Annotated in this window: 15 protein-coding genes and 1 tRNA gene; 7 read left to right on the top strand and 9 right to left on the bottom strand. The window is 50.5% G+C overall.

All coding sequences use genetic code 11. The features are described from left to right. Positions 1–47 precede the first annotated feature (47 nt). Positions 48–1973 carry a dihydroxyacetone kinase operon transcriptional regulator DhaR gene (gene dhaR / locus SK32_RS16820; RefSeq protein WP_048213505.1) on the top strand — a complete coding sequence of 642 codons (1926 nt, stop codon included), beginning with the start codon at positions 48–50 and terminating at the stop codon, positions 1971–1973. On the opposite strand, the gene SK32_RS16815 is transcribed toward dhaR, so the two are convergent. From SK32_RS16815 to SK32_RS16800, 4 genes are read right to left on the bottom strand one after another with little or no spacing between them, the layout of a single operon-like run. Continuing rightward, positions 1951–2481: a cob(I)yrinic acid a,c-diamide adenosyltransferase gene (locus SK32_RS16815; RefSeq protein ID WP_048213325.1), complete on the bottom strand. Its 531-nt coding sequence runs from the start codon at positions 2479–2481 to the stop codon at positions 1951–1953. The genes dhaR and SK32_RS16815 overlap by 23 nt on opposite strands. Next, the gene (locus SK32_RS16810) at positions 2482–2835 is read right to left on the bottom strand and encodes a glycerol dehydratase reactivase beta/small subunit family protein (RefSeq protein WP_048213324.1); all 354 of its coding nucleotides are present in this window, start codon (positions 2833–2835) and stop codon (positions 2482–2484) included. Positions 2836–2850: 15 nt separating this feature from the next. Further along, positions 2851–4014: a 1,3-propanediol dehydrogenase gene (gene dhaT / locus SK32_RS16805; RefSeq protein WP_048213323.1), complete on the bottom strand. Its 1164-nt coding sequence runs from the start codon at positions 4012–4014 to the stop codon at positions 2851–2853. A 22-nt stretch (positions 4015–4036) separates the two neighbouring features. Beyond that, positions 4037–4465 carry a GlcG/HbpS family heme-binding protein gene (locus SK32_RS16800; protein WP_048213322.1) on the bottom strand — a complete coding sequence of 143 codons (429 nt, stop codon included), beginning with the start codon at positions 4463–4465 and terminating at the stop codon, positions 4037–4039. A gap of 393 nt (positions 4466–4858) precedes the next feature. Between SK32_RS16800 and SK32_RS16795 the strand changes: the two genes are divergently transcribed. The 5 genes from SK32_RS16795 to SK32_RS16775 all read left to right on the top strand — a co-directional run bounded on the left by SK32_RS16795 (position 4859) and on the right by SK32_RS16775 (position 9812). Next, the gene (locus SK32_RS16795) at positions 4859–6526 is read left to right on the top strand and encodes a propanediol/glycerol family dehydratase large subunit (protein WP_048213321.1); all 1668 of its coding nucleotides are present in this window, start codon (positions 4859–4861) and stop codon (positions 6524–6526) included. 11 nt (positions 6527–6537) lie between these two features. Further along, a complete protein-coding gene (locus tag SK32_RS16790) occupies positions 6538–7122 on the top strand; it encodes a propanediol/glycerol family dehydratase medium subunit (RefSeq protein WP_040230555.1) in 585 nt (194 codons plus the stop codon). 2 nt (positions 7123–7124) lie between these two features. Further along, on the top strand, positions 7125–7553 hold the full coding sequence (locus tag SK32_RS16785; protein WP_005131409.1) for a glycerol dehydratase small subunit DhaB3: 429 nt from the start codon (positions 7125–7127) through the stop codon (positions 7551–7553). Between the two features lie 10 nt (positions 7554–7563). Further along, complete coding sequence (locus SK32_RS16780; protein WP_048213320.1) at positions 7564–9375, top strand: diol dehydratase reactivase subunit alpha; 1812 nt, start codon at positions 7564–7566, stop codon at positions 9373–9375. A 113-nt stretch (positions 9376–9488) separates the two neighbouring features. Further along, positions 9489–9812 carry a DUF1889 family protein gene (locus SK32_RS16775; protein ID WP_001573898.1) on the top strand — a complete coding sequence of 108 codons (324 nt, stop codon included), beginning with the start codon at positions 9489–9491 and terminating at the stop codon, positions 9810–9812. Between the two features lie 232 nt (positions 9813–10044). Here SK32_RS16775 and SK32_RS26070 read toward each other — a convergent pair. From SK32_RS26070 to SK32_RS16755, 5 genes are all read right to left on the bottom strand, one after another. After that, positions 10045–10121: transfer RNA gene (locus SK32_RS26070), tRNA-Met, on the bottom strand. 137 nt (positions 10122–10258) lie between these two features. Next, positions 10259–11035, bottom strand: a complete 777-nt coding sequence (locus SK32_RS16770) for a hypothetical protein (protein WP_156182771.1) — start codon at positions 11033–11035, stop codon at positions 10259–10261. A 5-nt stretch (positions 11036–11040) separates the two neighbouring features. Further along, positions 11041–12078, bottom strand: coding sequence for a phage integrase (locus tag SK32_RS16765; protein WP_048213504.1), 1038 nt, complete (start codon positions 12076–12078; stop codon positions 11041–11043). Between the two features lie 3 nt (positions 12079–12081). Beyond that, positions 12082–12975, bottom strand: a complete 894-nt coding sequence (locus SK32_RS16760) for a BRCT domain-containing protein (protein ID WP_048213318.1) — start codon at positions 12973–12975, stop codon at positions 12082–12084. Between the two features lie 11 nt (positions 12976–12986). Further along, positions 12987–13601: a phage repressor protein CI gene (locus SK32_RS16755; RefSeq protein WP_048213317.1), complete on the bottom strand. Its 615-nt coding sequence runs from the start codon at positions 13599–13601 to the stop codon at positions 12987–12989. Positions 13602–13701: 100 nt separating this feature from the next. On the opposite strand from SK32_RS16755, the gene SK32_RS16750 reads away from it, so the two are divergent. Continuing rightward, on the top strand, positions 13702–13938 hold the full coding sequence (locus tag SK32_RS16750; RefSeq protein ID WP_048213316.1) for a hypothetical protein: 237 nt from the start codon (positions 13702–13704) through the stop codon (positions 13936–13938). Positions 13939–13956: the final 18 nt, after the last annotated feature.

Raw genomic sequence — 13956 nt, 5'->3', positions numbered from 1 at the left:
CAGTCTCTGCCGGAGGGGTTGTCTATGGTAAAACAGCGGAAATGGATATGACGGCGCACACTCATGGCATCGGGAAGGAAGTCTCTTCGGTCATTGCTCAGTCATGGCATCGTTGCAGCAAGTTTATGCAGCGGGAAACCTGGCAGGCACCGCATCAGGCACAGGGACTGACTTTTGCGTCGATTTGTCGCCGTAAGACTGCGCTACTGACGATTGGACAGGCTGCGCTGGAAGATGCCTGGGAGTTTATGGATGGACGTCCGTGCGCACTGCTGATTCTGGATGAATCGGCTTGTATTCTCAGCCGGTGCGGCGATCCGCAGACGGTGGAACAGCTGGCGGAACTTGGCTTTCGTGACGGTAGCTACTGTGCGGAAAGCATTATCGGCAGTTGTGCGCTATCGCTGGCAACGATGCCAGGGCAGCCGACAAAAACCTCTGGCGATCAGCATTTTAAGCAGGCGCTGCATCCGTGGTCGTTCTGCTCGACGCCGGTCTTCGATAACCATGGTCGACTGTTTGGCTCTATTTCTTTGTGCTGTCTGGTAGAGCATGAGTGCGTTTCTGATTTGTCCCTGACGCTGGCGATTGCCAGAGAAGTCGGCAACTCTTTGCTGACTGATAGCCTGCTGGCCGAATCTAACCGCCATCTGAATCAGATGTACGGACTGCTGGAAAGCATGGATGATGGCGTGATGGCGTGGAACGAGCAGGGCGTTCTGCAATTTCTTAATGCCCGTGCCGCTTTGCTTTTACATCTGGATGCACAGGCCAGCCAGGGTAAAAACATTAATGACTTGCTCAATCTGCCCATGCTGCTGCGCCGGGCGATAAAACATGCCCGCGGCCTGAATCACGTCGAAGTCACCTTTGAAAGTCAGCATCAGTTTGTTGATGCCGTCATTACCCTGAAGCCGATTGTTGAAGAGCAGGGCAACAGCTTTATTCTGCTGCTGCACCCGGTCGAACAAATGCGCCAACTGATGACCAGCCAGCTCGGAAAAGTCAGCCACACCTTTGAACAGATGTCGACGGATGACCCGGAAACCCGTCGGCTGATCCATTTTGGTCGCCAGGCGGCGAGAGGGAGTTTCCCTATTCTGTTGTGTGGTGAAGAGGGAGTGGGTAAAGAGCTATTGAGCCAGGCTATTCACAATGAAAGTGAACGTGCCAGCGGGCCGTATATCGCCGTGAACTGCCAACTGTATGCCAACAGCGTGCTGGGGCAGGATTTTATGGGCAGTGCGCCAACCGATGATGAAAACGGTCGGCTGAGCCGCCTTGAACTGGCGAACGGCGGTACGCTGTTTCTGGAAAAAATTGAGTATCTGGCACCAGAGTTGCAATCCGCGTTGTTGCAGGTTATCAAGCAGGGCGTATTGACCCGCCTTGATGCCCGCCGGCTGATTCCTGTGGATGTCAAAGTGATCGCCACCACCACGGTTGATCTCGCCAATCTGGTGGAGCAAAACCGCTTTAGCCGCCAACTGTATTACGCGTTACACTCCTTTGAAATTGTTATTCCACCGCTGCGGGCACGGCGTAACAGCATTCCGGCGCTGATTCATACACGCTTAAATAGCCTGAAAAAACGCTTTTCATCCAGCCTGAAGCTGGATGATGACGCGCTGGCGCAACTGGTGGCCTACTCGTGGCCGGGCAATGATTTTGAACTCAACAGCATTATCGAAAATATCGCCATTAGTAGCGACAATGGCCATATTCGCCTGAGTAATCTGCCGGATTATCTGTTTGCCGAACGTCCGGGTCTGGAAGCAGCATCTTCACTGCTGCCGGCCAGCCTGACGTTTACCGCCATCGAAAAAGAGGCGATTATTCATGCTGCCCGCGTCACCAGCGGACGTGTGCAGGAAATGTCGCAACTGTTGAATATTGGCCGCACCACCTTGTGGCGCAAGATGAAGCAGTACGACATCGATGCCAGCCAGTTTAAGCGCAAACATCTGGAGTAGTTTCTTCGATTCTGGCCATCGAAAACAGCGCATCTGACAGACGATTGATATAACGCTTAAGCTCATCACGCAGCGTCAACGTTCTGTCCATGGCGATGAGGAGTCGCTCCAGCCGACGCGCCAGCGTGCGCGCAACGTGTAGCTGTGCCGATGCGAGGTTTTTCCCCGGAATAACAAACTCTTTTAGCGGACCGCTTTGCGTCATATTGCGATCAATAAGCTGCTCCAGCGCCTGAATATCCTCGGGACTAATCGTCTGCGTTAAGCGAGCAAGACCCTTCTCATCGCTGGCAAGTTCCGCGCCGAGCACAAACAGCGTCTTCTGGATGGTATGTAAATCCTGGCGAAGCTCTGTCAGTCGCGTGCTGGCGTAGCAGACGCCAAGCTGGGAAATCAGTTCGTCCACGGTGCCATAGGCATTCACGCGGATATCGTCTTTGTCGATACGGCTGCCGCCAAACAGCGCGGTTGTGCCCTTATCACCAGTGCGGGTATAGATACGGTACATTTATGTTATCTCGCTGAAAGGAAGCACTTTGACCAGTTGACCAGCATTGGCACCAAGCGTGCGGATCTGCGCCATTCCGGCGGCGATATGACCACGGATCAGCGCCCGATCCTCGGGCAACTGGGCGTGGGTTAAAGCAATATCACCCGTGGCGTTAAGACCAAGACCGACACGCAGCGTGGAGCTTTTGGCCGCAAGTTTGCTCAACGCCAGCGCACAGTCATTCTCGTCGCAACAGACCGTCCTGCATGGGACGCCTTGCTCTTCCAGTCCCCAGCACAGTTCATCAAGCGCGCGGGTATCCTGCCAGCGTGAGTGATAAAACAGATGTACGCCCGGTGATGAAAGTGACATTGCGCCCCCTTTGGATTAGAAAGCCTGACGGAAGATCTCAGCGATCTCTTTCTCGTTCCCTTTGCGCGGGTTAGAGAAGGCGTTGCCGTCCTTCAGCGCCATTTCCGCCATGTACGGGAAATCGGCTTCTTTGACACCCAGATCGCGCAGATGCTGCGGAATGCCGATGTCAGCAGAGAGACGAGCAATGGCGTGAATGGCCAGTTCGGCGGCATCCATGGTGGAAAGTCCGTCAGTGTTTTCGCCCATAAACTCAGCGATATCGGCAAATTTTTCCGGGTTAGCGATCAGGTTATAGCGCGCCACGTGCGGCAGCAGTACGGCATTTGCCACACCGTGCGGCATGTCGTACAGACCACCGAGCTGGTGCGCCATCGCATGAACATAGCCGAGATTGGCGTTGTTGAAGGCCATACCCGCCAGCAGCGAAGCATAGGCCATATTTTCACGGGCTTTCAGGTTGCTGCCCAGCGCCACAGCCTGACGTAAATTACGCGCGATCAGGCGGATCGCCTGGATAGCGGCGGCATCGGTGACCGGGTTGGCATCTTTGGAAATATAGGCTTCCACGGCGTGGGTCAGGGCGTCCATCCCGGTGGCGGCGGTCAGCGGGGCGGGTTTACCGAGCATCAGCAGCGGGTCATTAATGGAAACCGACGGCAGGTTACGCCAGCTGACGATCACGAATTTCACTTTGGTCTTGGTATTGGTCAGCACGCAGTGGCGGGTGACTTCGCTGGCGGTACCGGCAGTAGTATTCACCGCGACAATCGGCGGCAGCGGGTTGGTCAGGGTTTCAATCCCGGCATAGCTGTAGAGATCGCCTTCGTGCGTGGCTGCGATACCGATACCTTTACCGCAGTCATGCGGGCTACCGCCGCCGACAGTAACGATGATATCGCACTGCTCTTTACGAAAGACCTCCAGACCGTCGCGCACGTTGGTATCTTTAGGGTTCGGCTCTACGCCGTCAAATACGACCACCTCAATCCCGGCTTCACGCAGATGTGCCAGCGTTTTATCTACCGCACCGTCTTTTATCGCCCGCAGACCTTTATCGGTGACCAGCAGCGCTTTTTTACCGCCTAATAGTTTGCAACGTTCGCCGACAACGGAAATAGCATTTGGGCCAAAAAAGTTAACATTCGGCACCAGGTAATCAAACATACGATAGCTCATAATATACCTTCTTAGATTTAAATTATAATTCAGAGAAACAATTCAATGCGGTTTCTGCTAATAATCTGTCTTGTTCCACGGTGCCGCCGCTAACGCCGACGGCACCAATTAATTGACCGTCAAATACAACAGGTAAACCGCCACCAAAAATAACGATTCGCTGTTGGTTGGTTAGCTGTAAACCATATAGAGAAGCACCTGGTTGTACTGCATCGGTAATTTCATGGGTGCCCTGCCGCAGACAGCAGGCGGTCCAGGCTTTATTGAGAGAAATATCACAACTGGTGACAAACGCCTCGTCCATGCGCTGCATCAGTAGCGTGTTTCCGCCGCGATCCACCACGGAAAAGACCACCGGAACGTTGATTTCAATCGCTTTTGCCTCGACGGCAGTCGCCATTTTCTTTGCGGCCGCCAGCGTAATGGTGGCGATTTGTTGGCTCTTATTCACAGTATCTCCTGACAAGGTTGTAGGGCTGAGGTCGCAAAAAATATCGCGCTACAGCTATTTTTTCTCATTGGGTTTTCTGTATTTTCTCGCGACGCGTTATTAAGTCAATAGTGTGGATTTTTCTAAAATATTAATTTAATTCCCTGCGTTCGGCATTTGTTGATAATGATCATTTAAGCGCGTCACAATTCTTTATGGATATTCCTGTTGACCGTTTCAATATGAAACGCTGACATTTAAATATGTATCAAATTGGAACGTAATTAATTTTATTTTTTTATCGGCCTGCTCATTTAAAGTTCGGCTATTGCTGATAAAGGCGATTGCTGGGGGGATAGAGCACCAGCGATACAGCCTGGCGTCCCTATTCTTTATCTTTTGAGTCTATAAACTATGAGAAGATCAAAACGATTCGAAGTTCTTGCGAAGCGCCCTGTAAATCAGGATGGGCTTATTGGCGAATGGCCGGAAGAAGGTCTGATCGCCATGGAAAGTCCCTACGATCCAGCCTCTTCTGTGAAGGTGGAAAAGGGTCGTATCGTTGAACTGGACGGCAAGCGCCGCGCCGAGTTCGACATGATTGACCGCTTTATTGCCGACTACGCGATAAACGTGGCTGAAACCGAGCGTGCCATGCAGCTCGACGCACTGGAGATCGCCAGAATGCTGGTGGATATCCACGTCAGTCGCGAAGAGATCATTGCCATTACCACCGCTATTACCCCGGCGAAAGCGGTGGAGGTGATGGCGAAAATGAACGTGGTAGAGATGATGATGGCGCTGCAAAAAATGCGCGCCCGACGCACCCCCTCTAACCAGTGCCACGTGACCAACCTGAAAGATAATCCGGTGCAGATTGCCGCCGATGCCGCTGAAGCGGGGATTCGTGGTTTTTCCGAGCAGGAAACGACGGTCGGGATTGCCCGCTATGCGCCGTTTAACGCCCTTGCGCTGTTGGTCGGTTCTCAGTGTGGTCGCCCTGGCGTACTGACACAATGCTCTGTTGAAGAGGCTACTGAGCTGGAGCTGGGAATGCGTGGGTTAACCAGCTACGCCGAAACGGTGTCGGTCTACGGAACGGAATCGGTATTCACTGACGGCGACGATACGCCATGGTCAAAAGCATTTCTCGCCTCGGCCTATGCGTCCCGCGGCCTGAAGATGCGCTATACCTCCGGTACCGGTTCGGAAGCCTTGATGGGCTATTCCGAAAGTAAATCGATGCTGTACCTGGAGTCGCGCTGCATTTTTATCACCAAAGGCGCGGGTGTACAGGGGCTGCAAAACGGCGCGGTTAGCTGTATCGGGATGACGGGCGCAGTGCCGTCGGGGATCCGCGCGGTACTGGCGGAAAACCTGATTGCGTCGATGCTCGACCTTGAAGTGGCCTCTGCTAATGACCAGACCTTCTCACACTCCGATATTCGCCGTACCGCCCGCACCCTGATGCAGATGCTGCCCGGCACCGACTTTATCTTCTCTGGCTATAGCGCCGTCCCCAATTACGACAACATGTTTGCCGGTTCTAACTTCGATGCTGAAGACTTCGATGATTACAACATACTGCAACGTGACCTGATGGTTGACGGCGGCCTGCGCCCGGTAACCGAAGAAGAAACCATCGCTATCCGTAACAAGGCGGCGCGGGCTATCCAGGCGGTATTCCGCGAACTGGGCCTGCCGACTATCAGTGATGAGGAAGTGGAGGCTGCCACCTACGCTCACGGCAGCAAAGACATGCCTGCGCGCAATGTGGTGGAAGATCTGGCGGCAGTGGAAGAGATGATGAAGCGCAACATTACCGGGCTGGATATCGTCGGGGCGCTAAGCGGTAGCGGATTTGACGATATCGCCAGCAATATTCTCAATATGTTGAGACAGCGCGTGACCGGTGATTACCTGCAAACATCGGCCATTCTGGATCGTCAGTTCGACGTGGTCAGCGCCGTGAATGACATCAATGATTATCAGGGACCCGGCACCGGCTATCGCATCAGTGCCGAACGCTGGGCAGAAATTAAAAATATTGCGGGCGTGGTTCAGCCCAGCTCGATTGAATAAGGCGGTACACCGTGGAATGCACAACTGAACGTAAGCCCGTTTTTACCTTGCAGGTCAGTGAAGGCGAGGCGGCAAAAGCAGACGATCGCGCTGATGAAGTGGTGATTGGCGTCGGGCCGGCCTTTGGCAAGCACCAGCATAAAACCCTGATTGATATGCCGCACAACGCGATTCTGAAAGAGCTGGTGGCAGGGATTGAAGAAGAGGGGCTGCATGCGCGAGTGGTGAGAATTCTGCGCACCTCTGATGTCTCTTTTATGGCGTGGGATGCGGCGAACCTCAGTGGCTCCGGCATCGGGATTGGCATCCAGTCGAAAGGAACCACGGTGATTCATCAGCGCGATCTGCTGCCGTTAAGCAACCTCGAGCTGTTCTCTCAGGCTCCGCTGCTGACGCTGGAAACCTATCGTCAGATTGGTAAAAACGCCGCGCGCTATGCACGCAAAGAGTCGCCCTCGCCGGTGCCAGTGGTCAATGACCAGATGGTGCGCCCTAAATTTATGGCCAAGGCCGCGCTGTTTCATATCAAAGAAACCAAACACGTGGTGCAGGATGCTGCGCCTGTCACGTTGCATATTGCACTGGTAAGGGAATGACAATGAACGACAACATCATGACCGCGCAGGATTATCCTTTAGCTACCCGCTGCCCGGAGAAAATCCTGACCCCCACCGGGAAACCGCTAACCGATATCACCCTTGAGAATGTGCTGGCGGGACATGTAGGGCCGCAGGATGTGCGTATTTCTCAGCAAACGCTGGAGTATCAGGCGCAGATTGCCGAACAGATGCAACGTCACGCCGTGGCGCGCAACTTCCGCCGCGCGGCCGAACTGATTGCCATCCCGGATACCCGCATTCTGGAAATCTACAACGCGCTACGTCCGTTTCGCTCTTCATTCGCGGAGCTACAGGCGATCGCTGATGAGCTGGAACATACCTGGCACGCGACGGTGAACGCCGGATTTGTGCGTGAGTCGGCAGAGGTGTATCAGCAGAGAAACAAGCTGCGTAAAGGCAGCCAGTGACGGAGGGAATATGCCGTTAATTGCAGGGATTGATATCGGCAACGCCACCACGGAAGTGGCGTTGGCGCAGCATGACCGGTTTATCGCCAGCGGGATTGTCGCGACCACGGGCATGAAAGGAACGCGGGACAATATTGCCGGGGTGGTCGCTTCCCTGCAGCAGGCGCTGGAAAAAACACCATGGTCGCTTAAAGATGTGGCGAAAATCTGTATCAATGAAGCCGCACCGGTGATTGGCGATGTGGCGATGGAAACCATCACGGAAACCATCATTACCGAATCAACGATGATAGGGCATAACCCACAAACGCCCGGCGGCGTTGGCGTGGGAATGGGAACCACCATTGCTGTGGAGAAGCTGGCGGCATTGAGTGAGGATCGATTTGCTCAGGGCTGGATCCCATTGGTGGGTGAGGCAATGGATTTCCTTGAGGCGGTTTGGTTTATCAATGAAGCGCTGGATCGCGGAATCAACGTGGTGGCGGCCATCCTGAAAAAAGATGATGGCGTGTTGGTGAATAATCGCCTGCGTCGGCCAATGCCGGTGGTTGATGAAGTCACCCTGCTGGAGAAGGTGCCGGAAGGCGTGCTGGCGGCGGTGGAAGTGGCGGCCGCGGGCCAGGTTGTTCGTGCGCTGTCTAACCCCTACGGCATCGCCACGTTCTTTGCCCTGACGCCGGAGGAAACACAAACCATCGTCCCTATTGCCAGAGCGCTGATTGGTAACCGCTCCGCCGTGGTGCTAAAAACCCCGCAGGGCGATGTGCAATCAAGAGTGATCCCGGCGGGTAAGATCTTTATCCGTGGTGAAAAGCGCGGCGGTGAAGCCGACGTAGCGCAAGGTGCGCAGGCCATTATGCAGGCGATGAACGCCTGCGCGCCCGTGCGCGATATTGGTGGGGAAGCTGGTACGCACGCAGGCGGCATGCTGGAGCGAGTGCGAAAGGTGATGGCCTCGCTGACTGGGCATGATATGAACGCGGTGCATATTCAGGATCTGTTGGCGGTTGATACGTTTATTCCGCGCAAGGTGCAGGGCGGCATCGCCGGGGAGTGTTCGATGGAAAATGCTGTCGGCATTGCGGCGATGGTGAAATCCGATCGTTTACAAATGCAGGCTATTGCCAGCGAGTTGAGCGCGCGATTAAACACCTCCGTTGAAGTAGGAGGGGTAGAGGCCAATATGGCCGTGACAGGTGCGTTAACGACGCCTGGATGCGCTGCACCGCTGGCGATCCTCGATTTAGGCGCAGGTTCCACTGATGCAGCCATCATCAATAGCGAAGGGACAGTAAAGGCGGTACATCTGGCCGGTGCGGGTAATATGGTCAGCCTGTTGATTCAGACGGAGCTGGGTCTGAGCGATCCGTTTCTGGCCGAGGAAATAAAAAAATACCCGTTGGCGAAAGTAGAGAGCCTGTTCAGTATTCGTCATGAGAACGGTGCGGTGGAGTTTTTCCGCGAACCGCTCAGCCCATCAGTATTCGCCAAAGTGGTGTATCTGAAAGGTGGCGAGCTGATCCCGGTAGATAACCAGACTTCGCTGGAAAAAATTCGTCTGGTGCGCCGTCAGGCCAAAGAGAAGGTTTTTGTGACCAACTGCCTGCGTGCATTGCGCCAGGTGTCTCCCGGCGGATCCATTCGCGATATCTCTTTCGTGGTGCTGGTGGGCGGTTCCTCGTTGGATTTCGAAATCCCACAGATGATTACCGACGCGCTGGCACATTACGGGGTTGTCGCCGGACAGGGCAACATTCGTGGTACCGAAGGGCCGCGTAATGCGGTGGCGACCGGGCTGGTTTTGGCCGGAATGGCGAATTAATCGTGCAGAAAACAGCCGCTGCAAGCGTTTAGCTGCGGGGTAAATCAAATAAAGGCAACGTTCTCTTTGATATCCCGGCGGAGTTGGGTACATAGTATAAATGTGTCTCTCACGTGGTTAATTTTAAGGATAAGAGCATGCCAACAGCAATTGAGAAAGCATTGGATTTTATTGGTGGTATGAACACTTCGGCGTCAGTACCCCATTCAATGGATGAAAGTACCGCTAAGGGAATCCTAAAGTATTTGCATGACTTAGGTGTGCCAGCGAGTCCGGAAGTTGTAATGGCACGGGGTGAGCAGGAGGGATGGAATCCTGAGTTCACGAAAAAAGTAGCCGGATGGGCAGAAAAAGTCGCCTCCGGTAACCGTATCCTTATCAAGAACCCAGAGTATTTTTCAACCTATATGCAGGAGCAGCTCAAAGAGCTAGTGTGAGCTGACTATCGAATCAAACTCTAACGGACGTTTCCATCTCGGGATGGCGGCGTCCAAATGGAATGCCAGCGATATGGGCTGGCGTATCGCATGATATATCCTTATTCCCCGCGTGGCGTGTTCCCAGAGACCATTACACATCCCGAACTACTCAATTATTGGTTTGCCAACAATTGAATATATTTCCCATAACAAAAAGGACCTGCGATTTCTCGCAAGTCCTTGTTTTATTTGGTGGCCCCTGCTGGACTTGAACCAGCGACCAAGCGATTATGAGTCCCAAACTTAAAACTTATAAAACAATAAGTTACTTTGTTTTCAACATCTTGTCGTTTCGAATAGTTATCAATATTGCGGTATAGTAAATAGCTCTGCTGCCATTTTGCTGCCATTTGTTGTTGGTTCGGGCGTTATTGCCATAACTTGACTGCGAGTGACAAGGTTGGTCAGTTCACAGCCATATTGGCAATGTTTTCAAGTGATTTGGATAAGATTTCTTCTTTGCCAAATAAAAAATCTATCTCCAATTTATATTTTTTAGTGTCAGATTTGCTTTTCTTCATATCGCACTCATAATCTATGGTGATTTTTTTAATACTATCCTCGTAATCTTTTTTTGTTCTGTTGTTTTGACATTCTGTTTCGATCGCTATAATCTCAGACTTTATTGATTGCATAGATGTATCAAACTGTTGCTTTATTTTATAATAGTTATTCATCAACTTTGGAGCTTCTATTTGAATGCTTCTTTTCAGCTTTGTCATATCCAATGCGTTAAGTTCTTTGAGGTCTGCTGAATTAGCTATATTGTTAAAGCATTCAGTGATTTTATTTTTTTCCATTTTTCCATCTGAGCACTGTTGGCGAGCTAAAGACATAAACTGCGAGAAAAGATGGATTCTTAATTCTGAATATTGCTTTGAATATTTCCCTTGCATTGTTTTGAGGTTTTGTTTGGCGGAATTAGCCTCAGCTTTTGCCTTACTAGCATCATCAGATAATTTTTTCAGTTCCGCGCCTCTTTCAGAAAGTATTTTATTAAACTCACTTATTTGCTTATCTTTTTTTTCGAGTTCGAGTGTTTTTTTCGCGATTTCTTCATCAAGAAGTGATTTTTGATATACTGGGAGTACAGTGTAAAAGTAACCGAAAGCGGCTAATGCAAGAACACCTATCTGAGAGAAGTTAGCCGCCCTAGCGGACCAAATATCAATTTTTGACATTACCATTATCCCAAAGTTGAATTGTAAGTATCTAAGCCTGTTAAAGGATTTAATGCTATAGCTTCAAATAAATGATCAGGAGCTAAATGAGCATAGCGCATCGTCACCTTAATATCAGTGTGTCCAAGGATGCGCTGCAGTACAAGAATATTACCCCCGCGCATCATAAAGTGGCTTGCAAATGTATGCCGTAGAACGTGTGACAGCTGCCCGTCAGGTAGTTCAATCCCCGCTCGCTTAATTGCCCCACGAAACGCAGAATAGCACCCCGTAAAGACTGGTTTTGATGTTCTTACTTTTGGGAGTATTTCGTAAAGCTCATCACTTATTGGAACGGCGCGGTTTTTCTTGCCCTTGGTTTTGATATAAGTGATTTTGCCGGGGCTTATTTGCTTGCCTGTCAGTGACTCTGCCTCGCCCCATCGTGCGCCGGTTGCAAGGCATATCTTTACTATAGTCACTAAATCTTTCGCCTTGCTTTTCTCGCACTCAGCCAGAAGCTGCTTAACTTCTTCAACTGTCAGCCAGGCTAGCTCTGCCTCATCAATTTTAAATTCCCGGACGTTTTCGAGCGGATTGGGCGCACTCCAGTCATCCAGTCTTTTCAGTTCGTTGAACATGGCGCGGAAATACGCCAGCTCAAGATTAACGGTACGGGGAGTCACTGCTTTTACCCGATCAGAACGTGTTATTTTTCCGCTTAACCGCTGTTCTCTATACGTAGAAAATAATTTAGCGTTGAATTCGGTTGCTAGGGGATCGCCCATGGCTAGACAGGCAAACTCCATGGCACTTTTACGCTTTTCGCCATCGGCTAGTGTTACGCCATGTGCGTTGTACCAGGCCGTGACTAAATCCCTTACCCGTCGTTTGTCTGCCTTTTCACCAAGCCAAGGCTTGTCTTGTGCCTTTTCTTTTTCATGGCGCTCAAATGCCAGGGCTTCACCCTTAGTGGCAAACTGGCGGCGAATGCGCCGCCCATTTCTGCCGTTTGGGAAGACTTGCGCCTGCCATTTTCCATTGCTTAATTTGCTGACAGCCATCATTTAACCCTGGCTTACTGAACGCATTAAGCTTTGCCAATGTTCTTCACTGAGGATTTTAAGAGAAGCACCTTTGTTATCTCGGTACTCTATTGCCTGTTCAATTTTTCTACCAAAACTCTGGAATTTCCAGTCTTTAGAGCTAAGCGCTCCGATGATGAGATAATCCAGATCTTGAGTGATGCGATCAGATATTTTGCACCCTAATTTTATTAAGTCGGCTTCACACTGGCGGCGGGAACCGCATAGAAATTTCCCTGTAAGACATACTTTGCTATTTTCAGGGGTAAATGTGTCTATGAGATCTACTGGTGATGTTGTGGAATATCCGTCAACTATTCCCTCAGAAATATTAGAACCAGTTAAAGCGGTAATCTCTTGCAATAACGAAATGCGCTCGTCTTCAGTGATGACCCCATCACTGAGAATTTCCCTGATCAATTCATATAAATGTTTTCCGGGGTAGTTATTTTTAAGAGAGGCATTCGTGGAGAGAAACCAATTAAGATAGCTAATTTCTTCATTGCTAAGATGATAATCAGAAGCCAGTCCTTTGCATAACCCTTCCAGTAAATGCTTGTCAGAGTCAACTGAATACAGGTCAATGTTTGGTGTGTCTATCAGTCCGCGCTGCATCTCAAGTAGCAATTCTTTTAAATCGTCTAGTTCGTTTTGTTCCACGATACCATCAGAAAGAATGTCTGCAATCCTATCTCTAATGCAACCCACATAATAATTTTGCGAAATTATTTCAGATTCTAATAACCATGTATCAAGAAAAATCATTTCCTTTTCACTGACTTTTCCATCGCATGTCATACCCTCGATAATATTTATAAGGTTTGCAATGGCCTTATCTCTATTATGCGAGTAGTTTAATGCGCTGAACTGACTCATTTTCAATCTCCTTATTCCATAAACTCAGTTTTGCTGATGACTTTACCTTGAACCTTTATTTCAGATACTGAACATTCAAATGATGCTGGGCCATTTTCTACTCGCAAGCGCCCGCCTGGGAGGCGGTACACCTGTTTGATACTCAAAAGCCCATCTAGCTCAATGAGCCATATTCCATCGGTGATCTCGCCTGTAAATTCTTCTGCTAGATAGTATGTGCTTTCGAACTTTACAAAGAACGGATCTGCGGCGTTTTGAGGCACGAGGTTGGAATCATAGGCAACCTGCGTGATGGAAGCGTAAACCCCATTTGTGATTTCCTTTAGTTGCAAAAGCAATGTTGCGTCAGAGCTTGACTCTGTAGTGAGTTTTCCTTGTCCCGTGGTAAGCCACAGCATAGACACACCTGTATCGAGATGGCAGGCAATTAGCCAGTCATGCGGGAAAGTATCGCGCATCCAGCGGTTCGCCATGGTGCTTTGGGACACACCCAAATGATCACATAGAGCCTGTCTTGTACTGAATCCGTAGGCCTGAAGTATGCGTGTTATTGCATCTTTCCCACCATTTTGAGATGAAAAGTTATAGGGTGAGATCGCTTGTGGGGTTTCTTTTGTGTTTGACATATTTAAAATGCGATCCTATCATCGGTTTTGTGGTGTTCGGAATAACTGCGAATAGTTCCGAATAGTGAAGTTTAAAACACAAACTGAGGAATAGTGCATCATGAAAAGCAATTTTTCAATGCGCCCCAGCATCAACCTTGTGGTGTCTGAACCATTCATCACACTGGATGAGTTCTGCCGCCGTACTGGTTACAAGCTTAGCTATGCCCGCCAGATGGTCCGCGAAGGTCGTTTACCTATCCGTAAAAAAGAAGGGGTAAACAGCCTTGTGGAAGTAAACATGTTTGCGTTGACGATGGAAGCAGCTCAAGGCTGTGAAATCGCAATGCAAGCCTGATAGTTCCATTTTGGGATA

Origin of the sequence: Citrobacter sp. MGH100 (assembly GCF_001034465.1) — a bacterium.
GTDB lineage: Bacteria > Pseudomonadota > Gammaproteobacteria > Enterobacterales > Enterobacteriaceae > Citrobacter > Citrobacter youngae.
This window is presented reverse-complemented; position numbering and strand designations above follow the sequence as displayed.

Excerpts from the sequence above, each read along its gene's own strand:
- dhaR (WP_048213505.1), top strand. The coding sequence starts at position 48 with ATGACGGCGCACACTCATGGCATCGGGAAGGAAGTCTCTTCGGTCATT.
- SK32_RS16815 (WP_048213325.1), bottom strand. The coding sequence starts at position 2,481 with ATGTACCGTATCTATACCCGCACTGGTGATAAGGGCACAACCGCGCTG.
- SK32_RS16810 (WP_048213324.1), bottom strand. The coding sequence starts at position 2,835 with ATGTCACTTTCATCACCGGGCGTACATCTGTTTTATCACTCACGCTGG.
- dhaT (WP_048213323.1), bottom strand. The coding sequence starts at position 4,014 with ATGAGCTATCGTATGTTTGATTACCTGGTGCCGAATGTTAACTTTTTT.
- SK32_RS16795 (WP_048213321.1), top strand. The coding sequence starts at position 4,859 with ATGAGAAGATCAAAACGATTCGAAGTTCTTGCGAAGCGCCCTGTAAAT.
- SK32_RS16785 (WP_005131409.1), top strand. The coding sequence starts at position 7,125 with ATGAACGACAACATCATGACCGCGCAGGATTATCCTTTAGCTACCCGC.
- SK32_RS16780 (WP_048213320.1), top strand. The coding sequence starts at position 7,564 with ATGCCGTTAATTGCAGGGATTGATATCGGCAACGCCACCACGGAAGTG.
- SK32_RS16770 (WP_156182771.1), bottom strand. The coding sequence starts at position 11,035 with ATGTCAAAAATTGATATTTGGTCCGCTAGGGCGGCTAACTTCTCTCAG.
- SK32_RS16765 (WP_048213504.1), bottom strand. The coding sequence starts at position 12,078 with ATGGCTGTCAGCAAATTAAGCAATGGAAAATGGCAGGCGCAAGTCTTC.
- SK32_RS16760 (WP_048213318.1), bottom strand. The coding sequence starts at position 12,975 with ATGAGTCAGTTCAGCGCATTAAACTACTCGCATAATAGAGATAAGGCC.
- SK32_RS16755 (WP_048213317.1), bottom strand. The coding sequence starts at position 13,601 with ATGTCAAACACAAAAGAAACCCCACAAGCGATCTCACCCTATAACTTT.
- SK32_RS16750 (WP_048213316.1), top strand. The coding sequence starts at position 13,702 with ATGAAAAGCAATTTTTCAATGCGCCCCAGCATCAACCTTGTGGTGTCT.